Below are 24,617 nucleotides of genomic sequence, written 5' to 3'. Positions count from 1 at the left end.
AAAGGCATCATGGGCGGGAGGGCTCTTCTCCTTTGGACTACAGCGAGCGGCCTCGGTACAGGTGAAGACCCGCTGAGCGGCGATGAGAAAGTGGATGTAGTCCAGGTCATCGCACTTCGGTGGGTTCATGGGCATCACCCCCTTTGGAGAAGCTTGGCTAAGCACTCTCCTCCTAGCACACAGAAGAATGTCCAGTCAACTGCAACTGCGTAACTCCTATTTAATTTAACGCACAGCTACCCTAGCCGCCCTCCGGGCACGCATGCCACAGGGGGTCAGCCAGGATACGATGTTACGGAGTGGCAGGGCCGGTAACCACACCAAACATCAGCGTTGCCTTACCGATTAGATATCCCCCAGCTCCCAGAGCAAAGTCTATCCAATCGCCCCTCCTGGCTCCTTCAACCATTTGTTTCATACCACTTGCCATCATCAAGAATCCCCCAGCCGCAGTGAGGAAACCTGTGCCTTCAGTATTGTCCAGCTCCTCCTCCGAGAGCTCCTGCCCCTGGGGAAGCACCAGGGCTTGGGGAAGAACCACACTCTGAGTAGGAACCCGAGCTGCGTCTACCCCCTGGGCCAAGGCCCAGCCAGGAACCGCCAGGCTAAAAGCCGCCAAAATCATGAGCACCTGTAGCGGTTTCGTGCAGGAGGTCTTTGTCTTCCCCCGAGATAATCGAATGGCATGCCTCCGTCATTATTTTGTAACGGGCGGGGGCTACTGGGGCCGCCGGGTTTTGCCGTCCAGGGTTAGGAGGGGGCTGTAGAGATCGGGGCGGCGGTCGCGGAAGAAGCCGAACCCAGCCCGGAAGGCGCGGGCCTCCTCCAGGTTTAGCTCGGCGACCAGTACCGTCTCCTCGCTACGGCCTGCCTCGACCAGCTTGTTGCCCATGTAGTCGGCAATGAAAGAGGAGCCGTAGTAGGTTTGGGCCTTACCCTCCACCACCTCGAGGCCCACCCGGTTAGCCGCGGCTAGGTAGCAAAGGTTGGAGACCGCATGGCCGATCATGGCCCGCTGCCACATCTCTTTGGTGTCGATGCCTCCTGCTTCGGGGGGCTCGGAGCCAATGGCGGTGGGATAAAGCAGGATTTCCGCGCCCAGCAAAGCCATACTGCGGGCGCACTCGGGGTACCACTGGTCCCAGCAAATGCCCGCCCCGATGGTGCCGTAGCGCGTGGGAAAGGCCATAAAGCCAGTGTCGCCAGGGTTGAAGTAGTACTTTTCCTCGTAACCAGGGCCATCGGGGATGTGCGCCTTGCGGTAGACCCCACGGATTTCGCCGGTGGCGTCGATTAGGGCCAGGCTGTTGTAGTAGGCCTGCCCGACTTTTTCAAAGAACGAGACGGGCAGCACCACCCCCAGCTCCTGGGCCAGGCGCTGGAACTGGGGCAGGAAGGGGTGGCCCTCTACCGGGTGGGCCAGGGCGAAGTAGGCTTCGCGCTCGACCTGGCAGAAATAGAGGGTCTCGAACAGCTCGGGCAGCAGAATAATCTGGGCCCCCTGGGCCGCGGCCTCCCGCACCATGGCGCTGGCTTTGGTCAGATTTTCCGTTCGATCGGGACTCATGGACATTTGCACTACGCCCAGCTTGGTCATGGGTTTTCTCCTTTCCAGATAGGCCCGATGGGCTGCTGCTGGGTGACGCAGTGGAAACTGCCCCCACCGGTGATCAGGGCCTGGCTAGGGAGCCCCAGGACGCTCCGGCCAGGGAAGAGGGGGCGCAGGATTTCCAGGGCCCGTTCATCGTTGGGATCGCCGTACTGGGGCACCAGCACTACCCCGTTGGCGATGTAAAAGTTGGCGTAGGTGAGGGGTAGGCGGGTATGGGCCTCGAGCCAGCGGGGGTTTCGGGGTAAAGGGAGCTCCACGATGCAAAAACTCCCCAGGCTTCGCAGGATTTCTAGGTTCTCCTGCAAAGGGCGGTGGTTGGGGTCGGCGGGGTCTTCCGCAACCGAGGTGACCAGGGTGGTGGGGGAGGTAAAGCGGGTCAGGGTGTCGATGTGCCCATCGGTGTGGTCGCCCTCGAGGCCTTCCCCCAGCCAGATCAGGTGGCGGATGCCCAGGTAGTCGTGCAGATAGGCCTCCAGGTCTTCCTCGTGCAAACCGGGGTTGCGCGTGGGGGAGAGCAGGCACTGCCGGGTGGTGAGGGCCACGCCAGCAGCGCCCACCTCAAGGCTGCCCCCCTCCAGCACCAGGCCAGGGCTGAACAGCCGGGCCCCCAACAGGCGGGCCATCTGGCGGGGCACCTGGTTGTCCTGTTCGGCAGGGTATTTGCCCCCCCAGCCGTTGAACTCCCAGTTGACCAAGGCCAGCGCTCCGGCTGCGTTGGCCACGAAGATACCCCCAGAGTCGCGCAGCCAGACGTCGTCGTGGGGGATGCGGTGGAAGTGAATCTGGCCTGTGAGCCGGGATTGGGCGTCGCGTTCGGACTCCTCGTCGTGGACAACCAGATGAACCGGCTCGAAGCGGGCCAGGGTGTTCACCAGAAGGGCAAACTCCTGCCGCACCGGCTCTAAGTAGCCCAGCCATTTTTCATCGTCGTAGGGCCAGGCCATCCAGGTAGCGGCATGGGGGGCCCACTCGGGGGGCATGGCAAAGCCTAAGGCCCGGGGGGTGAGGGTCTCGTTCACAAAGCTTAGAGTATAGCAGGTTTAGCCGGCTGCCTTGCGTAAGGCGGCCTCGAGGTCGGCCCAGAGGTCTTCCGCATCCTCGATACCCACGCTCAGGCGCAGCAGGGAGGGGGGCAGGTGCTCCTGCCCGGGGATGCCCGCGCGCCGTTCCATGGTGGACTCCACCCCGCCCAGGCTGGTGGCGTGGCGGATGAGCTGGGTATGGCGGCAGACCGCATCGGCCCGCTCGGCCCCACCTTTTAGCTCGAAGGAAAGCACCGCCCCAAAGCCCTTCAGCACCCGTTTGGCCACGGCATGGGTAGGGTGGGAGGGAAGCCCCGGGTAGCGCACCCGGGCCACCAGGGGGTGGGCCTCCAGGCGCTGAGCCAGGTAGGCAGCGTTGGCCTGGGCCCGCTCCAGGCGCAAGGCCAGGGTGCGGGCCCCGCGGGTGGCCAGGAAGGCCTCGAGGGTACCCGGGGTGGCACCGGTCAACTCCCGAGACTTCCGCAGGGCCTGCCAGAAGGTTTGGTCGCGGGTGGTCGCCACCCCCGCCAACAGGTCGGAGTGGCCACCTATGAACTTGGTGGCTGATTGGATGGATACCGTAGCGCCAAACTCGAGCGGCTGCTGGTTCAAAGGCGTGGCGAAGGTGTTGTCCACCGCTACAATCGTCCCCGGCTTGCGGGGCGCGCTGCAGATGGCCTCCAGATCGGCCACTGCCAGCAGGGGGTTGGAGGGGGACTCGAGCCAGACCAGGTCGGCCTCGGCACAGGCCTGTATCCAGCCGGTGGTATCCTCTACGGCCAGCCGCCGCACCGACCAGCGCCCCTGCTCGGCCCCGGCCATGGCCAGGCCCACCACCCCCTGGTAGCAGTCCTCCGGCAGAACCACCACCGCCCCCACCCTGAGCTGGTTGAATACTGCGCTTACCGCGGCCATCCCCGAGGCGAAGGCTACTGCCTTACCCGCCTCGAGACCTCCCACGATTTCCTCGAGGGCCTCCCAGGTGGGGGTGCCGTCGTCGCGGGCATAGGCCCGCGGGTGCTCCAGCAGGAAGTTGGAGGCTGGAACCAAAGGGGTGTTGAGAGGGCTACCGGTTTCCTCCGGGCGGCCCGCGGCCACCAGCCAGGAGGCGGGTTTGAGCTTGGGAGGTTGCGCCATGGCCGCAGTCTACCGGCCCTGGTAAACTGGGTCTATGCCCCAGCTTTTCAATGCCGACACCGGCCAGCACATTGGCGAAATTAGCGAGGCCCAGCTTCAGTTCCTGATGGACCAAATGGAGGAGGAACACGCCCAGGACCAGGACTACTACCTGAACGCCGGTTTGCTCGAGGCCTGGCGCGCGCAGGGGGCCGATGTAGCCCTACTGGAACTTTTGCAACAGGCCATGGGCAACCAGGCAGAACTGAACATTCGCTGGGCCCGCTAATCCCTACTGCGAGAGCACTACCTCGTCGGCCAGGCCCTCAGCCCAGGCCTCGAGGTGCCCCACATCCCCTACCGAAAGGGCCCGCCCCTCGGGGTAGAGCAGGCGGGTGATGGAGGTGTTTTGAATCTGGAACTTGCCCCAGGCGCCGTTGTCTAGGTTGAGCACAATTTTGAGGGCGGCCCGGATGACCCCCCCATGTGTAACCACGATAAAGCGCCCCTCCGGCAGATCATCTAGGAAAGACTGCACCCGTGCGGCCAGGTCGGCCATACTTTCCCCACCAGGGCGTTTGGTGTTCCAGGGGTCTTGCTGGATGGCTCGGTGGAACTCAGGGTAACGGGCCTCCATTTCGCTGCGCAGTAGCCCCTGAAGCTCGCCGGCATAGATTTCCCGGATACGCGGGTCGGGGATGGGAGTAAGGCCCAGGGCTTCGGCAATGGGCCTAGCGGTAAGCAAGGCCCGTCCTAGGTCGGAGCTGTATAGCCCGTTGAAGGCATAGCGGCTGGCCGCGAGCCGCTCGGCCACCCGGTAGGCCTGGTGCAGCCCATGGGGGGACAGACCGATATCGTAGTGGCCCTGGAAGCGTCCCTCAGCGTTCCAGGGAGTTTCTCCGTGGCGTACCAGCCAGAGTTCTTTCATAGGGTGGGGGGGTAGGGTTCAAGCCAGCCTGACCCCTGACCCTTCTATGATATAGCCTACCGGGTGGCTTTGGGGCAAAAGCCTCCTGGCCTGGGCAGCCATGTCTGGACTTAAAACCAAAATGTAACCAAGCCCCATGTTGAAGACCCGGAACATCTCTGCTTCCTCTATTGCCCCGGCCTTTTGGATCAGGGTGAAGATGGGCGGCACCGGAAAACTGCCCCGCTGAACCTCGGCCCCTAGGCCTAAGGGCAACACCCGGGGCAGGTTCTCGAAGAGGCCTCCTCCGGTGATGTGGGCCATGGCGCGAATCTCGATGCCCTCGGCCTGAAGGGCCTCGACCTCATTCAGGTAGCAGCGGTGGGGCTCGAGCAAGGCCTCGGCCAGCGACCGGCCTTCTAGCTCGGGCCGGGGGGCCTCGAGGTCCCACCCGGCTAGGACTTTGCGGGCCAGGCTATAACCGTTGGTGTGCAGCCCCGAGGAGGGCAGAGCCAGGAGCACATCGCCGGGCTGAACCCTCGAGCCGTCCACCACCTGGGTTTTGTCCACCACCCCCACGATGGTGCCCACCAGGTCGAGGCTGCCCTCCTGGTAGACCCCCGGCATCTCGGCGGTCTCGCCGCCTAAGAGGGGAATCCCCACCGCCTTACAGGCCTCGGCCAGCGACTCCAGCACCGCTCCCAGCACGGCGGGCTCGAGGCGGGCGCTGGCGATGTAGTCCATGAAGAACAAGGGCCGGGCCCCTTGCACCAGGATGTCGTTGACCGAGTGGTTCACGATGTCGAAGCCCAGGCCCCCATAGCGCCCGGTCTGGGCGGCCAGGAGGGTCTTGGTGCCCACCCCGTCGGTGGAGGCTACCAGCACCGGCTGGGCCAGGCCTTTGAGCCGGGAAACCTCGATCATCCCGCCAAAGGCCCCGATGCCGAGGAGCACCTCGGGGGTATAGGTTTCCTTGATTTTGCGGGCCGCGGCCTTCAGGGCCCCTGCCTTGCGCTCGATATCTACGCCGGCGTCTTGGTAGTTCAAAGCTCCACCCCCAGCAGCTCCCCCAGGATTTTCCGTACCACGTCGGCCTTGGCCGTGCCTTTGCTCTCCTTCATGATGGGGCCTATCAGGGCGTTGGCAGCCTTGAGGTTGCCCCCCCGAACCTGCGCAACCACGCCGGGATGAGCCGCCACCACCCGCTCCACCAGGGGCCGCAGGGCGCCTTCGTCGGCTACCGAGCGCAGGCCGCGCTCCTCCACCAGGCGCAAAGGGTCGGCCCCTTGCATCACCTCGGGCAGAAGCTGGCTCAAGACCCGGTTGGTAATCTCGCGCCGCTCAAAGAGCCCGGCCAGCCGGGCCAGGTGCTCGGGGCTGAGGGCGGTCTGGTGAACCTCGAGGCCCCGCTCGTTGAGATAGCCGGCCACCTCGGCATTGAGCAGGTTGGCGATGGTCTGGGGGTTGCCCTGGTAGCAGGCCAGGGCCTGGTCGAAGAAGCGGGCCAGTGAGGCGTTGTAGGCCAGGATTTCGGCATCGTAGGGGCGCACCCCACTTTGCACATAGCGGGCGTACTTCTGGGCGGGCAGCTCGGGCATGGCCGCCTTGAGCCTGCTGAGCCAGGCCTCGTCCACCACGATGGGGGGTAGGTCGGGATCGGGGAAGTAGCGGTAGTCAGCCTCGCCTTCCTTTAGGCGCATCAGGTAGGTTTTGCCAGCGGCCTCGTCCCAGCCCAAGGTGGCCTGTTCCACCCGGCGCCCGCTGCGCAGAAGCTCCTGCTGCCGCTTGATCTCGTACTCTAAGGCCCTGGCTACGCTGCGGAAGGAGTTGAGGTTTTTAATTTCGACCTTGGTGCCCAAAGACCCGCCGACCCGCCGTACCGAGACGTTCACATCGGCCCGCATCTTGCCCTCCTCGGGGTTGGCATCCGAGACTCCCAGGGTCTGGGCGATGGAGCGGATATGCGAGAGGAAGACCCGGGCCTGTTCGGGGGTGCGGATGTCGGGTTCGGTGACCATCTCGATCAGGGGGGCACCGGCCCGGTTGAGGTCGATCAGGGAGTAGGAGGCCCCCTCGGGGTGGGTGGACTTGGCCGCGTCTTCCTCGAGGTGGATGCGCCGGATGCGCACCCGCTGCCCCTCGACCTCCAGGTAGCCCTCTGCGGCGATGGGCAGGTCGTACTGGGAAATCTGGTAGTTTTTGGGCATGTCCGGGTAGTAGTAGCTCTTGCGGTGGAACTGGGTCCAGCGGGCAATGCGGCAGTTCAGGGCCAGGCCAAACAGAATGCCAAACTCCACCGCCTGGGCGTTCACCACCGGCAGCACGCCCGGCAGGCCCATACAGACCGGGCAGGCATGGGTGTTGGGCGCGTCGCCAAAGTAGCTGGCATCGCAGCCGCAGAACATCTTGCTCTTGGTTTTGAGGTGCAGGTGGATTTCCAACCCCACCACGGCTTCGAACTCGGACATACCCGACCCATTATAGGTGCAGGGCCATAAAGTTGCCGCCTTTCAAAATGCCCAGAGCCGTCGGAACCTAAAAGCGCACCAAGGGCAGCAGGCAGAGGTAGAAGCCCACAGAACTAGATGCTACAATCTGGGTTGCTTGTGACGGCAAGCCCTTTGCGCTCGTAGCTCAGTGGATAGAGCAAAGGTTTCCTAAACCTTAGGTCGCAGGTTCGAGTCCTGCCGGGCGCGCCAGTCTAGGACGCAAAAACCCGGGGTCGCTCTGGCCCCGGTCTTGCGTTTTTACGGGAAGTTGGGCTAGCGTGGCTTGGTTTTTCGGGTGGGTTCGGCCTTCCAGGGGTCTTCGGGCCAGGGGTGTTTGGGGTAGCGGCCTCGCAGCTCCTTGCGCACCTGGGGGTAGGTCTGGTTCCAGAAGCTTTTTAGGTCTTGCGTAACCTGGATGGGCCGCTGGGCAGGGGAGAGCAAGTGTAGAAGAACCGGGGTGCGACCCTCGTTAATGGTGGGGGTTTCGGCCAGGCCAAAAAGCTCCTGTAGCTTGACCGCCAGCACCGGGGGGCTGCCGTCGGGGTGGTAGGTGAGCCGGATACGAGAACCGCTGGGTACGGTCAGCCGGGTGGGGGCCAGGGCCTCCAGGCGGGCGGGAAGGGGCCAGGGCAGCAGGCCATGCAGGATAGTGGCCAGCTCGATCCGGGCGAAGTCCTCCCGCCGCCAGACCGGCTTTAGCCAGGGGGCCAGCCAGTCCTCCAGGGTTTCTAGGAGATGGGCATCGGAGACGTCGGGCCAGTCCTCCTCGGGCCGCCAGTGCCGTAGGCTTTGCACCCGGGCCTGCCACTGGCGCAGTTCCTCGTTCCAGGGCAGAAGCCCTAGGCCCTCGCGGCGCACCTCCTGGCAGAGCAGCTGGCTGCGCTTGGCGAAGGGGACGTCTTTCAGAGGGTGGCTAGAGAGCACCACCTGGCCCAGGCGCTCCTCGAGCTGGGCCACCACAACCCCCTTTTGGGCGTCCCAGGCCAGGGTTTCCTCTGGCCGGGCCAAAGGCTTGAGGTCCTGGGGGTCTACCGGGGCGGCCAGAAAGACCCGGCCCTCCTCCTCCCCTGCGTCGAGGTGCGCCATTGCCAGCCAGGGGCTGCCGGCTAAGGGGTCGTCCTCCCAAAGCCGCACCCCCCGCCCGCCCGAGAGGCGGTAGCGCACCCGCTCCCCTGGGCGCAACTGGGCGATGCGCTCGGGGTAGGCTAGGGCTACCAACCGGCCCAGGGCCTTGGGGTCGGGCGGGCTGGAGTCGGGGCCAGTATGCAGGCGTTGGCGCCACTGCTGGCTCAGGCGCTCGATGCGGGCCAGCCGGGTTGGGTCGGCCTGGTGAAGCGTGCGTCCGGTGCGGCGCCAGTGGCGCAGGGCCTCCAGGCGCAGAGCCAGATCGGCCCCGGCCTCCCTAGGCAGAGGGTCGCGCTCCTCCAGCAAAGCGGCCAGGTCGGCGGCCAGGGCATTCTGGCCCTCTAGCAATAGATGGGCCAGTCGGGGGTGAGTGGGCCACTCCAGCAAGGCCCGGCCCCGCGGGCTCAGGCGGGTTCCCTCGAGGGCCCCCAAGGCCTCCAGCAGTGCCCGGGCTTGCTCCAGGGCCGGGGCTGGCGGAGGGGTCACCCAGGCCAGGGTGTAGGGGTCGGACACCCCCCACTGGGTCAGCTCGAGCAGCAGCGAGGCCAGGTCGCTTTGGAGAATCTCCGGGGGGCGCTGGGGGGGGAGGAGCCGGTGGGTGGCCAGGCTCCACAGCCGATAGCAGACCCCCGGCCCCAGCCGCCCCGCCCGCCCCGCCCGCTGCTCAGCGGCATCGAGGCTGACCCGTACGGTCTCGAGGCGGGTCAGGCCGCTTTTGGGGTCGAAGCGGGGCAGCCGGGTGTAGCCAGCGTCCACCACCGTTCGGATGCCCTCGATGGTCAGACTGGTCTCGGCGATGGAGGTAGCCAGCACCACCTTGCGCTTTTGTGGGTCGGGCAGGAGAGCAGCCTGCTGGGCGGCCAGGGGCAGGTCGCCGTAGAGGGGGGCCAGCCGGAGCGCAGGGTGGCGCTGGGCCAGCAGCTTCTCCACCTGGGCGATCTCGGCGGCCCCAGGCAGAAAGACCAGCACATCCCCTTCCTGCTCGGCCAGGGCCCGCGAGACCGCCCCGGCCACCACCCCGGGCAGAAGCCCCTCCGGGTCGCGCTCGAGGTAGCGAATGGCCACCGGGTATTGTCGGCCCTCCGCCCGCAGCACCGGCGCTTCCAGCAACTCGCCCAGCCTTTCCCCTTCCAAGGTAGCCGACATCACCAAGAGGCGCAGGTCGGGGCGCAAAGCCTGCTGGGCTTCCAAGCACAGTACCAAGGCTAGGTCGGCCTGCAGGCTGCGTTCGTGGAACTCGTCGAAGATGACCAGTCCCACGCCCTCCAGGCTGGGGTCGTGTTGCAGCCGGCGGGTCAGGATGCCTTCGGTGAGCACCTCCAGGCGGGTTTGGGGCCCCACCCGGCTTTCGAAGCGCACCCGGTAGCCCACGGTCTGCCCGGTTTCCTCGCCCAGCAAGGCAGCCATGCGGGCGGCGATGTTGCGGGCGGCCAGGCGGCGGGGCTCGAGCATCCAGATTTTTTGCCCACTCAGCCAGGATTCCGACAATAGGGCCAGCGGCAGCACCGTGCTTTTGCCCGCTCCGGGTGGGGCCTGTAGCACTACCCGCCGCTGGCTCTGCAAGGCTTCGCGCAGCGCGGGCAAAACCTGGTAGATGGGCAGCTCCATATGCCCTTGGTATTTTGGCACAGGGCTTAGGGGAAGGGTGGGTATGGGGCTTTGGTCTTGGGGAGCGGGCTTGTCCTGGCTCTGCGTTAGAGGAGACAGCCTTGGCTCAAGAAACGCGTTACGCCAATTTTATGTCGGATTTAGGCATGACAACCCCATGGATTCGGGCTATCTATAGAGGGTATGAGCAAGATACCCGACTATACCCTCTGGGCCCAGAGTTTTATCCGGGCCCGCCGGGTGGTGAAGGTACACCTCGACGCCGAACGAGGCGAGTACGAGGCCATCAGCGAGAACGGTTCCCGCTACCCCTTAGAACGCCTCGAGCAGGCCCAAACCCTGCTGCGGGTCTTGCGCGAAACCCGCTCCAATCGGGGCTAGCCTCCCGTAGTATGGGTTTGTGGAGTACCTGGCCTATGCGGTATTGTTTCTGACCTACCTGGGTCTGGGGCTGGGCTACTGGCCTGGCTACCGCATGAACCGAGCCGCCATTGCCCTATGTGGGGCGGCTTTTCTTATAGTCCTGGGGGTGCTAGACCTCGAGGGGGCCTGGGAAGCCCTAGAGCCCCATACCCTGACCTTTCTGTTTGGGGTGATGGTGCTCAACGCCCACCTGGGCTACGCGGGGTTTTTCCAGCTTGTCCTGGATCGCCTGGTGCACCTGGCCCGAACGCCTTTGGGCCTTTTGGTCTGGCTGACCTACGGTACAGGCTTGCTCTCGGCGTTGTTTCTCAACGACACCATCGCCATCCTCTTTACCCCGCTGGTGCTGGCCCTGACCCGTAGCCTAGGTTTGCCGCCCGTACCTTACCTGTTGGCCCTGGCTGGGGCCACCAACCTGGGCAGTGTAGCCACCCTGACCGGCAACCCGCAGAACATCGTGGTAGGGAGCCTGTCCAAGATCGGCTACCTCGAGTTTGCCCAGGCCCTAGCCCCGGTGGCCCTGCTGGGGCTTTCCTTGCAGGTAGCCCTGCTTTACGCGCTCTACCCGGCGGTGCGCTCGAGGGCTTCCCTGCCCCCCCTCCCTCCTTTTCGCTTCCGCCTTCACCGGGCCCTGCTGGCCAAGGGGGTCTGGGTTAGCCTGGCCTTGCTGGCGGCCTTTTTGCTGGGTTATCCCCTGGCCCAGGGGGCGTTGGTGGCGGCGGGGTTTTTGCTATGGAGCCGACGGCTTCGCTCCGAGCGCTTTTTTATGCGGGTAGACTGGGAGCTTTTGGTGTTGTTTGCTGGCTTGTTTATGGTGACCGCGGCGGTGAAGGCGCTGGGCCTTCTGGCCCCGCTGGAGGCTTTGGCCAACGCTCCAGCAGGCCTGGCAGCGGTGACGACCCTGCTTTCCAACCTGATCTCCAACGTGCCGGCAGTGCTGCTGCTTTACCCACTGATTCCCTCCGCCGATACCCAAGGCTGGCTGATGCTGGCCGCGGCCGCCACCCTGGCGGGTAACCTCACCTTGCTGGGTTCGGTGGCCAACCTCATCGTGGCCGAGGCGGCCCGGCGAGAGGGCTGCCGGCTGAGCTTTTTCGAGCACCTGCGCTTCGGCCTGCCCCTGACCCTGCTAAGCCTGCTTTTGGCTTATGGCTGGCTCTACCGCTAAACCCCTCGAGCCCCGTCTGCTGGCCGTGGCCGGCGAGATTCGGGCCGAGACCTACGCCGATATTGGGGCCGACCATGCCCTGTTGCCCTGTTACCTGCTCCAAACAGGCCGGGTGCGCCGAGTGATTGTGGTGGAAAAAAGCCGCGGGCCCTGGGAGAACGCCAGGCGGGCGCTGCGGGGCCTGCCTGCCGAGGTGCGCTTGGGGGACGGCCTGGCGCCTTTGGCCCCGGGAGAGGTGGAGGTTCTGAGCCTCTGCGGGATGGGGGCCCGGCGTATGGTGCGCATTCTCTCGGCCCATCCCGAGCGGCTTCCTTCCCGGATCGTCCTCCAGCCCAACGACGCCGCCGAGCCATTGCGCCGCTGGGCCCTCGAGGCGGGCTTTGCCCTAAGCAACGAACAGATGGTTCCGGGGTTCTGGTACTACACCGTGCTGACCTTTGTGCGGGGGTCGCTTTCCCCTGCGGCAGCCTACCAGGGCCTACCGCGGGAGGTGGCCTTGCGTTACGGGCCCCTTCTGCTGGCCCAGCGGCACCCCTTGCTGCGGGGCGAGCTGGAGCGGCGCCGGGCCTACCTCAGACGGCTTCCGCCGGTGGAGCGGGTGCGGCTCGAGCAGGCCTACCTCGAACAGGCCTTAGCTCTTTGGGATGCCTAGTGGGGTAGCCGGCGCTGCACCAGCCCGTAGGCGTAGGTGCCCAGCAAGGCTCCCAGCAGGATGACCAAAGCCCCGGCATGGCCGCTGCCCAGCAGAGCGTAGATGGGGCCAGGGCAGGCCCCCACCAGGCCCCAGCCTAGCCCGAAGACCAGCCCGCCCAGAAGGTAGCGGTATCGGCCCGGCTCAGCGGGGCGCACCGCCAGGGGTTCGCCATCCGTTGAGCGCAGCCCCAGCCGCCGCAACAGCAAAAGCGAAAGGGCCCCGGTCAGTACCGCACTGCCGATGACCCCGTACATGTGGAACGACTCAAAGCGGAACATCTCGTAGATGCGGTACCAGGAGGCGATCTCCGAGCGGATGGCCACAAAGCCGAAGAACGTCCCGGCCAGAAGGTAGGGCAGATAGGCCCCCAGGGGGATGGGCTGGGCTTTTGCTTCGGTTTCCGCTTTGAACTCATCGGGAATGGGGAAGGCCATATCTCACCTCAACCAAGCCAGTAGCCAAGGTAGTAGCCCGTGGGCCGAGACCAACCCGCCCAGGAAGAAGCCCAGGGTGGCTACCAGAGAGGGCCGTTGCAGGGCGGATAAGCCGGTGATGGCGTGGCCCGAGGTGCAGCCCGCCGCCCAGCGGGCGCCAAAGCCGATCAAAAAGCCGCCTATCAGCAAGAACAAAAAGCCCTCCGGGCGCAGCACAGCGGCCCAGGAGAAAAGTTCTTTGGGCAGGAGGCCCGAGTCGGGCGAAAGCCCTAAGCCCTCGAGGGCCGCTTGCGTCTGGGGGTTGAGGGCTACCGGCTGGGGGTTGGCCAGCCACACCCCGGCCACGAACCCTCCCAGTACGATGCCCAGGACAAAGGCCAGGTTCCAGCCCTCGGCCCGCCAGTTGTAGCGGAAGAAGGGTAGTCGGCTGCCCATGGCCGCGCAAAGATGGCGTAAAGAGGAGGAGATACCAAAGCGGCGGTTGCCCAACAGAAGCAGCAAGGGCACCATCAGACCGATCAGAGGCCCGGCCACGTACCAAGGCCAGGGATGGGTAAGCCATTCCATAGCTTCTTATCATGCGGGATAAAATGACAAATATTGTAAACTGTATCGCAATAAACCTATGAGTCCTGGCAGTGGGTTTAGTCGGCAGCCACCCCAGCCTTCTGCCTGATTTCTGGGATGCGGGCCAGGAAGGCCCCGGTGGGACTGCCGCTTTGGGCTACCTCCTCGGGGGTGCCCTCCGCGATGATCTGCCCACCCCGGGCCCCGCCCTCGGGTCCCAGGTCAATTACCCAGTCGGCGGTTTTGACCACGTCCATGTTGTGCTCAATCACCACCACGGTGTTGCCCCCATCCACCAACCGGTGCAGCACCTGCAAAAGCTTGGCGGTGTCCTCGAAGTGCAGCCCTGTCGTGGGCTCGTCCAGGATGTAGAGGGTGCGCCCGGTGGAGCGGCGGCCCAGCTCGGTGGAGAGTTTGATGCGCTGGGCCTCCCCGCCCGAGAGGGTGGGCGAGGGCTGGCCCAGCTTCATGTAGCCCAGACCCACATCCACCATCAGCTGCAACTTGCGGGCGATAGAGGGGATGTTTTCGAAGAAGGCCAGGGCTTCTTCCGCGGTCATGTCCAGCACATCGGCGATGTTTTTGCCCCGTAGCCTGACCTCGAGGGTCTCCTTGTTGTAGCGCTTGCCCTTGCAGACCTCGCACTGCACATAGAGGTCGGGCAGAAAGAGCATCTCGATCTTCTTGGTGCCATCCCCGCCGCAGGCCTCGCAGCGTCCGCCCTTCACGTTGAAGCTGAAGCGCCCGGCCTCGTAGCCGCGCTTGCGGGCCTCGGGGGTCTTGGCGAAGAGCTCGCGAATCTCGTCGAAGATCCCGGTGTAGGTCGCGGGGTTGGAGCGGGGGGTGCGGCCAATGGGCGACTGATCGATCTCGATGACCTTGTCCAGGTGCTCTATGCCCTCCAGGCCCTCAAAGCGGCCGGGGATAGCCTTGGCCCGCATCAGGTCGCGGGCCAGCGCGGCGTAAAGGATATCGTGCACCAGGGTGGACTTGCCCGACCCGGAGGGCCCGGTAATGGCCACGAACTTGCCCAGGGGGATGCGCAGGTTCACGTTCTTGAGGTTGTGCTCGTGCGCCCCTTTGACCAGCAGGTGCTTGCCGTTGCCCTTGCGCCGGGTTTTGGGCACCGGAATAAACTTGCTGCCCCTGAGGTAGGCCCCGGTCAGGCTCTGGGGGTGGGCGAGGATGTCCTCGAGGGTTCCCTGGGCTACTACCTGGCCCCCGTGTACCCCGGCGCCCGGCCCCATGTCCACAATCCAGTCGGCCTCGCGCATGGTCTCCTCGTCGTGCTCCACCACCAGCAGGGTGTTGCCCAGGTCACGCAGCTTCTTGAGGGTGCCCAAAAGGCGCTGGTTGTCGCGGGGGTGCAGGCCGATGGAGGGCTCATCCAGCACGTAGAGCACCCCAGTCAGGCCGGAGCCTACCTGGGTAGCCAGGCGGATGCGCTGGGCCTCGCCGCCGGAGAGGGTGTTGGCCGCGCGGTCGAGGGTCAGGTAGTCCAGGCCCACGTCCTCCAGGAAGCCCAGCCGGCTATAGATTTCCCGCCAGATGGGGGCCGCCACCTGCACCTGGAAGGCGTTCAGGTTGCGCTTTTCCTGGGGCTCGGCTAGGCCCTCTAGCGGGATGCGGAAGGCCGCTAAGGCCTCGCTGGCCTCTACCACCCGGTTCTCGGCCACCGCCTGGAAGAACTGCTTGGCCTCCCGCACCGGCAGGTTGGAGACCTCGGCGATGTTGAAAAGCCCTATGCGCACCGAGAGCACCTCGCGCTTGTAGCGTGTGCCCCCGCAGGCTGGGCAGGCTTTGAGGGTCATATAGGCCTCCAGGGCCTCGCGCAGCCCTTCCGACTCGGTCTCGCGGTAGCGCCCCTCGAGCCAAGGGATCACCCCCTCGTAGCTCACCATGAAACGCATGGTCTCGCGTCCGTTGCGCCGGAAAACCACCTCGAAGGGCTCGGGTAGGCCGTAGAGCACAGCCTGCTGAGCTTGCGGCGAGAGTTGCTTGAAAGGGGCCTTCATATCGAAGCCCAGGTGCTCGGCCAGGGCCCGCAGCCGATCCCACAGGTAGCCCTTGCCGTTTTCGCGCCCCCGGCTCCAGGGCAGGATGGCCCCCTCGGCCAGCGAGAGTTCAGGGTTCACAATCAGCTCAGGGTCGAAGACCTGATTGTAGCCCAGGCCGGAGCAGTCCGGGCAGGCCCCATAGGGCGCGTTGAAGGAGAAGATGCGCGGCTCGAGTTCCTCCAGCACGCTGCCATGCTCCGGGCAGGCGAACTTCTCCGAAAACAGCTCCTCCTGGCCGCTGTCGGGGTACAAGACCCGCATCAGCCCCTCGCCGCGTAACAAGGCCAGCTCCACCGACTCGGCGATGCGGGGGCGCTCTTCCAGCTTCAAGACCACCCGGTCCACCACCAGGTCGATGTCGTGCTTCTCGTATTTTTCCAGCTTGAGGCCCAGTGCCTCCTCGAGGGTGTAGATCACCCCGTCCACCCGCACCCGGGCGTAGCCCTCCTTCTGCAGCTGCAAGAACTCTTTGCGGTACTCGCCCTTGCGACCCCGCACCACCGGGGCCATCAGGATGGCCTTGGTGCCCTGGGGCTTTTGGAAGAGCCGGTCGGTAATTTCGGAGGCCGACTGCCGCTCGATGGGCCGCCCGCAGTGGGGGCAGTAGGCGGTGCCCACCCGGGCAAACAGCAGGCGGAGGTAGTCGTGGATTTCGGTTACCGTGCCCACCGTGGAGCGAGGGTTGTGCGAGGTGGTTTTCTGGTCAATGGAGATGGCCGGGGAAAGCCCCTCGATGCTTTCCACATCGGGTTTTTCCATCACCCCTAGGAACTGCCGCGCATACGAGGAAAGGCTCTCCACGTAGCGCCGCTGCCCCTCGGCGTAGATGGTATCGAAGGCCAGGGTGCTCTTGCCCGAGCCGGAGACCCCGGTAATGACGATGAACTGCCCTCGGGGCAGCGCAACGGTAATGTTTTTCAAATTGTGCTCTTTGGCCCCACGGACGATAATCTTGTCCATCCGGGGAGTATAACACCTGGGCCTGGCTTATGTAAATGACGTATCCCACGCGGCAAAGGGGGTGTAAAAAGTTACCGGCTCGAGTCAAGGGAGGCCCGCAACCGTCCGAAGTCGCGCCCGAAAATGAGGCGAACCGGGGTGCGCTGGGTATCGAGACGGTACCAGCCTTCCACCAACAGATCCTCTCGGGCGAAGCGGTAGCCCACCAGGCCCCCTGAGGGGGGAAGGGTTTCCAGCTGCCCCTGGGCTAGTTTGGGGAAGTCCACCACGTAGACCGTGCGGATTTCCGGTCGCACCCGCAGAAGGTAGACCAGCGAGAGCATGTCCACCACATCCTCGCGGGGGCTTTGCCAGACGCTCTCTCGGCCATCGGGGTAGACCACCCGGGCCTTTGAGCCGCTGTTTTCCTGCCGCTCGAAAACCAGGCGGGTGGTGCCCTTTAGGGGCTCGCGTAGGGTTTGCCAGAAGCGGTCGGTGTAGAGGTCGTAGCCTACCTGGCTCTCCGCCTCGAGGCCGTAGCCCAGGGCCTGGGCTAGACCAGTGGGCTCTAGTTTCATGCGGAAACGCCAGCCTCCTTCGATGCCCTCGGCAAAAAGGAAAAGCCGGCCTACCTCGAGGCCCTGCCAGGTGAGGTGATAGTTGAGCTGCTCGCTGGGGGCCCAGGGTACCGCGGGGGGTTGGGCCAGAACGGCATGGGAGGGGCCTTCTGGGGTGTAGGGACTTTGATTTGTGCCCATCATCCCCAGAAGCCCCAGGAGCCACCCGCTTTTCCAGTTCATCTGACTTTTATACCCTATTGCAGCAGCGTTTGGGGGTCGGTGTAGGGCAGGCCGAAAGCCTCGGCCACGCCCAAGCAGGTGAGCCGGCCCTGATGGGTGTTGAGGCCCCGCAGCAGAGCGGGGTCGTCGCACAGAGCTTCCAGGCCCTTCTCGGCCAACCGGAGTAGGTAGGGTAGGGTCTGGTTGGTGAGGGCAAAGGTGGAGGTGCGGGGCACCGCGCCAGGCATGTTGGCCACCCCGTAGTGCACCACCCCATCGATCACGTAGGTAGGGTTGGCGTGAGTGGTGGGGTGGATGGTCTCCACGCAGCCGCCCTGGTCTACTGCTACGTCCACAATCACCGCTCCCTCCTTCATGCTGGAAAGCATCTCCCGCGTGACCAGTTTAGGGGCCTTGGCCCCGGGGATGAGCACTGCGCCAATGAGCAGGTCGGCATGGCGAATAGAGGCGGCGATGTTGGCCTCGGTAGAGGCCAGGGTAATCACCCGCCCACCGAAGACGTCGTCGAGGTACTGCATCCGGGCCTTGCTCACCTCAAGGATGGTGACCTGGGCCCCCATGCCTAGGGCAATCTTGGCAGCGTTGATCCCCACCACCCCGCCCCCCAGGATGACCACGCTGGCTGGGGCCACGCCGGGTACCCCGCCCAGCAGCACACCCCGCCCCCTGTGGGGCTTTTCCAGGGCGGCGGCCCCCACCTGCGGGGCCATGCGCCCAGCTACCTCGCTCATGGGGACCAGCAGGGGCAAGGTGCCGTCCTCGAGCTGCACCGTCTCGTAGGCGATGGCGCTGGTACCCCCGGCGAGCAGGGCTCGGGTGAGGGCTTCATCGGCGGCCAGGTGTAGGTAGGTAAAAAGAATCAGCCCCGGGCGCAGGTGGCGGTACTCCTCGGCGATGGGCTCCTTGACCTTGACCACCAGATCGGCGGCCCAGGCCTCAGCAGCCGAGACCAACTCTGCCCCAGCCTTTTGGTACTCCGCATCGGATATCCCCGAGCCCAGCCCAGCCCCTTGTTCTACCAGAACCGTATGCCCCCGCCGCACCAGGCTATGCGCGCCCCCCGGGGTAAGAGCCACCCGGTTTTCCAGTGTTTTGATCTCCTTTGGCACCCCAATGACCATAAGCACCTCCGTTTTTCTCTAAGGCTAGGGGGTTTTGTAGCTGAATGGAAGGAATATTGTTAGCTTATTTTTGCACTTTGCCTTATTTCTTAAGCCATAATGGGCTTTATGGTTTCTAAGCTCCTAGACGCCACCAACCGCGCCATCCTTAGGGAGTTGCAGCAGGATGGCCGGCTTTCCTATAGCGAGTTAGGCCGGCGGGTGGGCCTTTCCACCCCGGCGGTTACCGAGCGGGTACGCCGGCTCGAGGATGCCGGTATCATCACCGGCTATGGGGCTCGCATCAACCCTACGGCCTTAGGGTATGCCATTACCGCCCTAATCGAGGTGGCCACCCCCCCTGGTCGCTACCAGCAGATGCTCGAGTTTGCCCGCACCACCCCCGCGGTGCGGGAGTGCTACTTCGTTACGGGAGCCGCGTCCTTTGTGGCCAAGGTGGTGGTACCCTCGGTGGCCCACCTGCAGGAACTCATCCAACAGATGGGCTTGTACGGGAGCACCCGCACCTCGGTGGTACTGTCCCAACCCATCATCAAGGAGGTCTTCGAGATAGAGCCCTAGCGCCGGGCCACCATGGTGACCACCACCTCCAGCCGCCGCCCGTTGCGCCAGATGGTCAGGTTGACCCGGTCGCCGGGGCGGTAGCGGGCGATGATCTGGGTGACTTCGCTGGCGTTGCGCACCGTGCGTCCCCCCACCGCTAGGATGATGTCACCCAGGCTGACCAGCTTACCGCGCTGGTCGCGCTCAGCAGGGCGCAGGCCGGCCCGGGCTGCTGGGCCGCCGGGCTGCACTTTTTCAATCATGGCCCCGCGGGTAGAGAGCAGGCCTACCCGTCCTAGCAGGAGGGGGTCTAGCTCGCTTAGGTCGAGCAGGGTGGCCCCCAGATAGCCCCGCTGCGGCACCCCGAAGCGCTCGAGGTCGCTCACGCTCTGCCGTACTAGGTCAGCGGGGATGGCCACCCCGATACCACCCACCCCGCTCAGGTCGCCTAAGGTGGCATTGGCCACCCCCACCACCCGCCCTTGCAGGTCGAGCACCGGGCCCCCGGAGTTGCCCTGCACGATGCGGGCATCGGTGAAGATGAGGTCGCCTATCTCGGCCCCGATCTCGGGGTCTAGCTCGTTTTTCTCGGCAGCGGTGGGGCCTATGCCCGCTAGGATGCCATAAGAGGCCAGGTTGCGCTGACCAAAGGGGCTGCCAATGACCACCAGGCCCATCCCCACTGGTAGGTTTTGCGAGCTACCGAAGGATAACTGAGCGGGGGCGGTGACCCCTTGCACGCTCAGGATGGCGATATCGATGCCCTTATCCACGGCAAAAACCTGGGCAGGGAAGGAACGTCCATCGAAGAGCTCCACGCTGATGTCGCGCAAGTCCTGCACCACATGGTAGTTGGTGATGATACGGCTGGGTGCGTAGAAGAAACCCGAGCCGTTGGTGGGGCCCTCGTTGCCGGTCTGGGGGTCACGTAGGATGCCGGAAATTTTGACTACCGCCGGCAAAGCCCGGCGCACCACCTCTACCCGGGCCACCTCCTCCGGGGTGGTCAGGCGGGGGACCTGGGCCAGGGCCGGGGTGGAAATGAGCAGCAATAGGGCAAGCAAGCGCATCATCGGCAAACCCCACCCATTCTGATATGCCCAGGGTGAGGAATCAATAGCGCTTTGGGTCGATCCCACAGGAAACCTTAACCCCACCCAAGGCTTACATCACCTCGGGGGCCTGTAGGCCCAGTAGGCTCAAGCCCTGCTTTAGGGTCTGGCGCAGGGCCCGCACCAGCTCTAGCCGCAGGCCCCGTAGGCCCAAGGGGGCGGTCAGAACGGGGGTGGCGGGCCGGCCCTCGGGGGTTTTGGCGTTGTAGAAGCTGTTCCAGGCCGCGGCTAGCTCGAGCAGGTACTGGGCCAGGATATGCGGGGCTTTGTTGCGGGCCGCGTCTTGTACGGCTTCAGGAAAGCGCAAAATAACCTTAGCCAAGGCCAGCTCAAAGGGGGTGGCCTGGGCAAAGTCGGCTTGCTCCTGGAAGAGGCCCTGTTCCTCGGCCTTGCGCAGGATGGAGCCCGCCCGGGCGTAGGCGTACTGCACATAGGGGCCGGTGTCGCCTTCCAAGCTCAGGGCCTGCTCGTAGCGGAAGTCGATCTGCTTTTTAGCCTCGGTTTTGAGCATGGCAAAGCGCACCGCCCCCACCCCGATCTGCTCGGCGGCCTCCTTTGGGTTGGGGTGGTCGGGGTTTTTCTCCGCCATGACGGCCCGTACCCGCCGCACCGCCTCGTCCATCACCTCGTCCACCGAGACCACGATGCCCTTGCGCCCGGACATTTGTCGGCCTTCCAGCAGTACCGTTTCATAGGCCAAGTGGAAGCAGCGCTGGGCTAGGTCGGGCCGTCCCTCGACCTCGAGGGAGGCCTGTACCACCCGCAGGGCGTGGCTTTGGCGGGCATCTACTACATTAATGGTCTCGTCGGCCCCGCCGAAAGGCATGGGCTGGCCCTCGGGATGGGTGCTGTAGAGGGGAGCCCCGCTGGGCTGGGTGTCGTAAGGCCGGAAGCAGAGGCCCTTAAGGAGCCCCATCTTCCAGAACTGCAAGGCGATGTCCTTAGCGGTGTAAGTAGAGGTGCCATTTGAGCGCAGCAGTACCAGGTAGGGGTCCTCCAGGCCAGGGATGAAAGGGCTGGTGTCCATGACCAAAGCCCCGGCATACTTGCCCTCGCGGGGGCGGAAGACCAGAGGAGAGCGGGCCAGAGCCTTTAGAGCTTGTTGCAGCAGGCCCTCCCGCACGATGTCCGACTCCCAGACCAAGAGGTCGTACTCGGCCCCCAGGCGGTACATGGTCTGGAGCTGGGCGCGCAGAATCTTGTCCACCTCGTCCCGCAGCCTTCCTTCTTCCAAGCGGTGCAGAATCTCCTGTACCCCCTGTTCGATGGTGGCTTTTTTCTCGGGGTCGTCCATGGCCTGGTGCAGCCGCACGTAGGCCTGGCCTACCCAGTGGTCGTACTTGACCCCTGGCGGGGGGGCGTCCAGGCCGAAATACCCCAGGGCAAAAAGGCTTTCGGCGGCTTGCCGCCCGGTATCGTCGATGTAGTTCATCACCTCGACTGGATGCCCCACGAAGCGCAGAATCCGGGCCAGCGAGTCGCCCAGGCAGATGTTGCGCAGATGCCCTACGTGCAGCTCCTTGTTGGGGTTGACCGAGGTGTGCTCCAAAAGTACCTTGCCCTTTTGCGCCGGGAAGGGGGGTAGGGGTTGGGTGGCGGCCTCCACCAGAAAGGCCGGCTCGAGCTCGAAGTTGAGATAGCCCCCCACTACAAAGGTGCGCCGCACCCAGGGTGGAAGCTGGATGTTGTGCAGGAGTTCAGCGGCGATCTGGGGCGGGGCCTGGCGTAGGCTGCGGGCCAGGGCCATAGCGATGGGGGTGCCGTAGTCGCCCTCCTTACCCACAGGGGTTTCCTGCACCACAATTTCGGGCCATTCGCTTAGGCCCAAGGTCTCCAGGGCTTGGGCGATGGCTTCTTTGAGCTGGCTTTTAATATCGGGGCGTGACGCTCGCACCGCCATAGGATAGCAGTTTGGCTGGGGCTTGGCCTATAGTGGGCTCTGTGAAGCCGTTAGGTTACCTTCAATCCCAACTGCCGGCCATTTTGCAAGACCTCGAGGCCATCGTTCGCCTCGAGGCCCCCTCCCACGACCAGGCCGGGCTGGCCCGAGTGGCGGATTGGATCGCCCAGCAGTTTGCCCCTTTTGGCCTACCAGAGCGCCAGGAAACCCCCCACGGGCCCCTGTTGCGCTTGCGGCTTTCCGGCACGGGCCCGAGGGTGCTGGTGCTTTGCCACTTCGACACGGTGCACCCAGTAGGAGCCTTTCCCCAACCCTGGAGGGTAGAGGGGGATCGGGCCTACGGCCCCGGCATCTACGACATGAAGGGCAACATCGTGCAGCTGTTGTGGGCTCTGCGCACCAACCAGGCCTTGGGGCTGGGCTGGCCTGAGCTCGAGCTGCTCTTCACCCCCGACGAGGAAATCGGTTCCCCCAGCAGCCGTCCTTTTATAGAAGAGGCGGCTCGGCGCAGCCAGGCGGTGTTGGTGTTGGAGGCCCCCATGGGCAATGGCGACCTTAAGGTGGCCCGCAAAGGGGTAGGCCAGTACCGCCTTACCGCCCTAGGCCAGCCCGCCCACCAGGGGGTTGAACCGGAAAAGGGTATTAACGCTATCGTGGAGCTGGCCCACCAGATTCTGCGCGTGGTGGCTTTGCAAGACCCAGTCCAGGGCACCACCCTAGGGCCCAACGTGGTACAGGGAGGAACCACCAGCAACGTGGTGGCGGCCTCGGCTACCGTGGAGATCGACCTGCGGGTCTGGACCTTGGCCGAAGCCGAGCGCGTCGAGCGTGCCCTGCGAAGCCTCGAACCAGTGCTGCCCGGGGCCCGGCTACAGGTAGAAGGGGGGTTGAACCGCCCGCCCATGGAGCCCAGCCCGGCTTCCCTCGAGCTTTTTGCGCTGGCCCGGCGCCTCGGGGCCGAGGTAGGCCTAGCGCTGGGGGCGGGGCGGGTAGGTGGAGGCTCAGACGGCAACTTCACCGCCGCTTTGGGGGTGCCCACCCTGGATGGGCTGGGCCTTTTCGGTGAGGCGGCCCATCAGCTCAGCGAGAACATCTATATACCCCAGGTTCCCCCCCGCATCGCCCTGCTCTCGGGCCTATTGCAGGCCCTCTCCGAGAACGGCCATGCTTAGCCCCAGCGCCCAGAGGGTACAGGAGGCCCTGGAGGTCAGGGGGTTTGCCCATCTGCGGGTTCAGGAGTTACCTACCTCCACCCGCACGGCCCCGGAGGCAGCTATGGCGGTGGGGTGCGCGGTGGGGCAGATCGTTAAATCGCTGGTGTTTCGTGGGGCCCAAAGTGGCAAGCCCTACCTGCTCTTGGTCTCCGGGGCTCATCGGGTCGACCTGAAGCGGGTAGAGGAAAGCGTGGGCGAGCCATTGGAGAAGCCCGATGCCGAATATGTGCGCCGGGTGACTGGTTTCGCCATCGGGGGGGTGCCCCCTCTGGGTCATGCCCAGCCCCTCGAGGCTTTGGTGGACCCCCATCTGCTGGACTATCCTTGTCTGTACGCTGCAGGAGGAACCCCCACCGCACTGTTTGCCCTCTCGCCCGCGGAGCTACTGGCTTTGAGTGGGGGCCGGGTGGTTCCCCTTTGCTAAGCTGAGGGTATGTTCGGCTTGTTCCGCAAACCCGACGAGCATGTCCAGCGCGAGGGCGACGTGGCCTTTCGCGTTCGAGTGCGTACCGCACGCCACGGCGAAATCGTCGAGCTAAGGTTGACCAAAGGGGGGGAGATTTCCCTTAGCGATGAAGGAGGGTACTACGTGCGCAAAGTCATCGTTTCCCCGAAGCATCTCGACCGGGCGGTGCTGGAAATCTGGTTCGACGCGGCCTACCGCCCTAAGCGCAAGCTGGTGGAGGGGGGTGAGCTGGTGCCCATAAAGGAGTGGGCCCCGTAGAGGGATTAGCGCAGCTCGTCCTCGAGGTTTTCCATCAGCCGCTGGGCGGCTTTGGTTTCTTCCTCCTCAGGGCTGCTTTCCTCGCTTACGCTGGGGTAGATGCGCCGCCCCCCGCCGGTGCGCTCGAGCTGTCCTTGTAACTCCCGTAGATCTAGGTAGCGATCGCACTGGTTGCGCAGCTCGAGGTCGGTCAGCTCGGGTACGCCCAATAGATGAATCTCCTTTCCCTGGGCCCGCAGGGCCGAGAGGGTGTGGGCCAGGTCGCCCGAGCCACTAGCCAGCACCGCTCGCTCCCAGCGGGGTGCGGTGACCAGCATGTCGGTGGCCATCATGGCCTCGAAGCGGGGGTCGCCGTGGGTCTCGCGGCTGCGTACGGTATAGCCCATGAACACCAGGGCATCGAGGAATTTTTGTTGACGTTCATCGCTGCTGTCGGTTACAGGAGCGTAGTAAAAGGCGTTGTACAGTTCCTCTGGGCGGGCGAAGACGCCGATGGCCTTGCGGTGATCGATGTTCCAACCCAGCCGCTTGGCCGCGTCGTACATATAAGAACCATCAATGAACAAAGCGATCTTCATCGTTTTTTCTCACTTTCTGTCCTGCGGCGGGGCAAACCGCTAAGCTAGGTGCATGCTACACCTAGATAGCCCAATCTACTATCTCGGCCCCCTCGAGCGGCCGCTACTTCTTCAGATAGGGCCACCCCTAGCTCTGCTCTTTACATCTTGCGACAAAGCGCGGGAATTTCCTGTAATCGGTCAACACATGTGAGACTGGGGAACCGACTCCTCCTGCATCTTAGCTAAATACTCCAAGGGAGCAAGACCCCCCAGGGCCATGTGAGGCCTTCGGCGGTTGTAGTGGTCCAGGTAGGCATCCAGCTCTGCCTGTAGCTCGCTGAGCCGGGGGGGCAGAGGCCGGGTATAGAGCTCCTCCCTAAAGGTCCGTTGCACCCGCTCCACGTGACCATTGAGTTTAGGACTCCTCGGCGGCAGCACAAACAAGGCAATCCCCAGAGCACAGCAGGCCTCCTCAAACTCGG

General features: G+C 64.6%; 23 protein-coding genes, 1 tRNA gene and 2 pseudogenes. 9 read left to right on the top strand and 17 right to left on the bottom strand.

Going from position 1 to position 24,617, the window contains the following annotated elements; genetic code table 11:
• The 4 genes and pseudogenes from G552_RS16300 to G552_RS0109240 all read right to left on the bottom strand — a co-directional run.
• Positions 1–165 (bottom strand): annotated as a pseudogene (locus G552_RS16300) (IS701 family transposase); the annotation flags it as partial.
• A 553-nt stretch (positions 166–718) separates the two neighbouring features.
• Complete coding sequence (gene aguB / locus G552_RS0109250) at positions 719–1,597, bottom strand: N-carbamoylputrescine amidase (protein WP_027882784.1); 879 nt, start codon at positions 1,595–1,597, stop codon at positions 719–721.
• Positions 1,594–2,631 (bottom strand): agmatine deiminase family protein, encoded by a 1,038-nt coding sequence (locus tag G552_RS0109245; RefSeq protein ID WP_027882783.1) that lies wholly within the window; start codon positions 2,629–2,631, stop codon positions 1,594–1,596. The genes aguB and G552_RS0109245 overlap by 4 nt, the downstream gene beginning before the upstream one ends.
• Positions 2,632–2,652: 21 nt before the next feature.
• On the bottom strand, positions 2,653–3,771 hold the full coding sequence (locus G552_RS0109240; RefSeq protein WP_027882782.1) for a trans-sulfuration enzyme family protein: 1,119 nt from the start codon (positions 3,769–3,771) through the stop codon (positions 2,653–2,655).
• A gap of 34 nt (positions 3,772–3,805) precedes the next feature.
• On the opposite strand from G552_RS0109240, the gene G552_RS0109235 reads away from it, so the two are divergent.
• Positions 3,806–4,039, top strand: coding sequence for a hypothetical protein (locus tag G552_RS0109235; protein WP_027882781.1), 234 nt, complete (start codon positions 3,806–3,808; stop codon positions 4,037–4,039).
• 3 nt (positions 4,040–4,042) lie between these two features.
• On the opposite strand, the gene G552_RS0109230 is transcribed toward G552_RS0109235, so the two are convergent.
• Genes G552_RS0109230 through gatB form a run of 3 tightly spaced genes read right to left on the bottom strand, consistent with a single transcriptional unit; the run spans position 4,043 to position 7,125 of the window.
• The gene (locus G552_RS0109230; protein WP_027882780.1) at positions 4,043–4,678 is read right to left on the bottom strand and encodes a histidine phosphatase family protein; all 636 of its coding nucleotides are present in this window, start codon (positions 4,676–4,678) and stop codon (positions 4,043–4,045) included.
• 18 nt (positions 4,679–4,696) lie between these two features.
• Complete coding sequence (gene purM / locus G552_RS0109225; protein WP_027882779.1) at positions 4,697–5,704, bottom strand: phosphoribosylformylglycinamidine cyclo-ligase; 1,008 nt, start codon at positions 5,702–5,704, stop codon at positions 4,697–4,699.
• Positions 5,701–7,125: an Asp-tRNA(Asn)/Glu-tRNA(Gln) amidotransferase subunit GatB gene (gatB, locus tag G552_RS0109220; RefSeq protein ID WP_027882778.1), complete on the bottom strand. Its 1,425-nt coding sequence runs from the start codon at positions 7,123–7,125 to the stop codon at positions 5,701–5,703. The genes purM and gatB overlap by 4 nt, the downstream gene beginning before the upstream one ends.
• Positions 7,126–7,280: 155 nt before the next feature.
• Between gatB and G552_RS0109215 the strand changes: the two genes are divergently transcribed.
• Positions 7,281–7,356 (top strand) — tRNA-Arg (locus G552_RS0109215).
• Positions 7,357–7,419: 63 nt separating this feature from the next.
• Here the strand turns inward: G552_RS0109215 and hrpB are convergent.
• Positions 7,420–9,879 (bottom strand): ATP-dependent helicase HrpB, encoded by a 2,460-nt coding sequence (hrpB, locus tag G552_RS0109210; RefSeq protein ID WP_027882777.1) that lies wholly within the window; start codon positions 9,877–9,879, stop codon positions 7,420–7,422.
• Between the two features lie 183 nt (positions 9,880–10,062).
• Between hrpB and G552_RS0109205 the strand changes: the two genes are divergently transcribed.
• Genes G552_RS0109205 through G552_RS0109195 form a run of 3 tightly spaced genes read left to right on the top strand, consistent with a single transcriptional unit; the run spans position 10,063 to position 12,122 of the window.
• On the top strand, positions 10,063–10,260 hold the full coding sequence (locus G552_RS0109205; protein ID WP_027882776.1) for a hypothetical protein: 198 nt from the start codon (positions 10,063–10,065) through the stop codon (positions 10,258–10,260).
• Positions 10,261–10,279: 19 nt separating this feature from the next.
• Complete coding sequence (locus G552_RS0109200) at positions 10,280–11,470, top strand: anion transporter (protein ID WP_027882775.1); 1,191 nt, start codon at positions 10,280–10,282, stop codon at positions 11,468–11,470.
• Positions 11,451–12,122, top strand: a complete 672-nt coding sequence (locus tag G552_RS0109195) for a tRNA (adenine(22)-N(1))-methyltransferase (RefSeq protein ID WP_027882774.1) — start codon at positions 11,451–11,453, stop codon at positions 12,120–12,122. Before G552_RS0109200 ends, G552_RS0109195 begins: the two co-directional genes overlap by 20 nt.
• Here the strand turns inward: G552_RS0109195 and G552_RS0109190 are convergent.
• From G552_RS0109190 to ald, 5 genes are all read right to left on the bottom strand, one after another.
• Positions 12,119–12,598 (bottom strand): DUF6691 family protein, encoded by a 480-nt coding sequence (locus tag G552_RS0109190; RefSeq protein WP_027882773.1) that lies wholly within the window; start codon positions 12,596–12,598, stop codon positions 12,119–12,121. The two genes, G552_RS0109195 and G552_RS0109190, sit on opposite strands and share 4 nt — an antisense overlap.
• A gap of 3 nt (positions 12,599–12,601) precedes the next feature.
• Positions 12,602–13,165: a YeeE/YedE family protein gene (locus tag G552_RS0109185; protein ID WP_027882772.1), complete on the bottom strand. Its 564-nt coding sequence runs from the start codon at positions 13,163–13,165 to the stop codon at positions 12,602–12,604.
• Between the two features lie 77 nt (positions 13,166–13,242).
• Positions 13,243–16,182, bottom strand: coding sequence for an excinuclease ABC subunit UvrA (gene uvrA / locus G552_RS0109180; RefSeq protein WP_027882771.1), 2,940 nt, complete (start codon positions 16,180–16,182; stop codon positions 13,243–13,245).
• Positions 16,183–16,253: 71 nt separating this feature from the next.
• Positions 16,254–16,961 (bottom strand): DUF3108 domain-containing protein, encoded by a 708-nt coding sequence (locus tag G552_RS15135; RefSeq protein ID WP_245575166.1) that lies wholly within the window; start codon positions 16,959–16,961, stop codon positions 16,254–16,256.
• A 14-nt stretch (positions 16,962–16,975) separates the two neighbouring features.
• Entirely contained in the window at positions 16,976–18,082 is a 1,107-nt protein-coding gene (gene ald / locus G552_RS0109170; RefSeq protein ID WP_027882770.1) for an alanine dehydrogenase, read from the bottom strand.
• A gap of 108 nt (positions 18,083–18,190) precedes the next feature.
• Here ald and G552_RS0109165 point away from each other — a divergent pair, with 108 nt between their 5' ends.
• A complete protein-coding gene (locus G552_RS0109165; protein ID WP_036270564.1) occupies positions 18,191–18,643 on the top strand; it encodes an Lrp/AsnC family transcriptional regulator in 453 nt (150 codons plus the stop codon).
• Here the strand turns inward: G552_RS0109165 and G552_RS0109160 are convergent.
• Together G552_RS0109160 and G552_RS0109155 are read right to left on the bottom strand one after the other, a co-directional pair.
• Positions 18,640–19,695: a S1C family serine protease gene (locus G552_RS0109160; RefSeq protein WP_027882768.1), complete on the bottom strand. Its 1,056-nt coding sequence runs from the start codon at positions 19,693–19,695 to the stop codon at positions 18,640–18,642. The two genes, G552_RS0109165 and G552_RS0109160, sit on opposite strands and share 4 nt — an antisense overlap.
• 94 nt (positions 19,696–19,789) lie before the next feature.
• Positions 19,790–21,637 (bottom strand): arginine--tRNA ligase, encoded by a 1,848-nt coding sequence (locus G552_RS0109155; protein WP_036270562.1) that lies wholly within the window; start codon positions 21,635–21,637, stop codon positions 19,790–19,792.
• Between the two features lie 41 nt (positions 21,638–21,678).
• Between G552_RS0109155 and G552_RS0109150 the strand changes: the two genes are divergently transcribed.
• The 3 genes from G552_RS0109150 to G552_RS0109140 are packed head-to-tail and all read left to right on the top strand — an operon-like array spanning position 21,679 to position 23,575.
• Entirely contained in the window at positions 21,679–22,809 is a 1,131-nt protein-coding gene (locus G552_RS0109150) for a M20 family metallopeptidase (protein WP_027882766.1), read from the top strand.
• A complete protein-coding gene (locus tag G552_RS0109145; RefSeq protein ID WP_027882765.1) occupies positions 22,802–23,275 on the top strand; it encodes a YbaK/EbsC family protein in 474 nt (157 codons plus the stop codon). Before G552_RS0109150 ends, G552_RS0109145 begins: the two co-directional genes overlap by 8 nt.
• Before the next feature lie 9 nt (positions 23,276–23,284).
• Complete coding sequence (locus tag G552_RS0109140) at positions 23,285–23,575, top strand: hypothetical protein (protein ID WP_027882764.1); 291 nt, start codon at positions 23,285–23,287, stop codon at positions 23,573–23,575.
• Positions 23,576–23,580: 5 nt separating this feature from the next.
• Here the strand turns inward: G552_RS0109140 and G552_RS0109135 are convergent, their stop codons facing one another.
• Positions 23,581–24,153 carry a LabA-like NYN domain-containing protein gene (locus G552_RS0109135; protein WP_027882763.1) on the bottom strand — a complete coding sequence of 191 codons (573 nt, stop codon included), beginning with the start codon at positions 24,151–24,153 and terminating at the stop codon, positions 23,581–23,583.
• 127 nt (positions 24,154–24,280) lie between these two features.
• Positions 24,281–24,617, bottom strand: a pseudogene (locus G552_RS15130) (integrase core domain-containing protein); the annotation flags it as partial.

Origin of the sequence: Meiothermus rufus DSM 22234, from assembly GCF_000423425.1 — a bacterium.
Taxonomy (GTDB): Bacteria; Deinococcota; Deinococci; order Deinococcales; family Thermaceae; genus Meiothermus; species Meiothermus rufus.
Note: the sequence above shows the minus strand (reverse complement) of the source record. Positions and strands in the feature narration are given on the sequence as shown.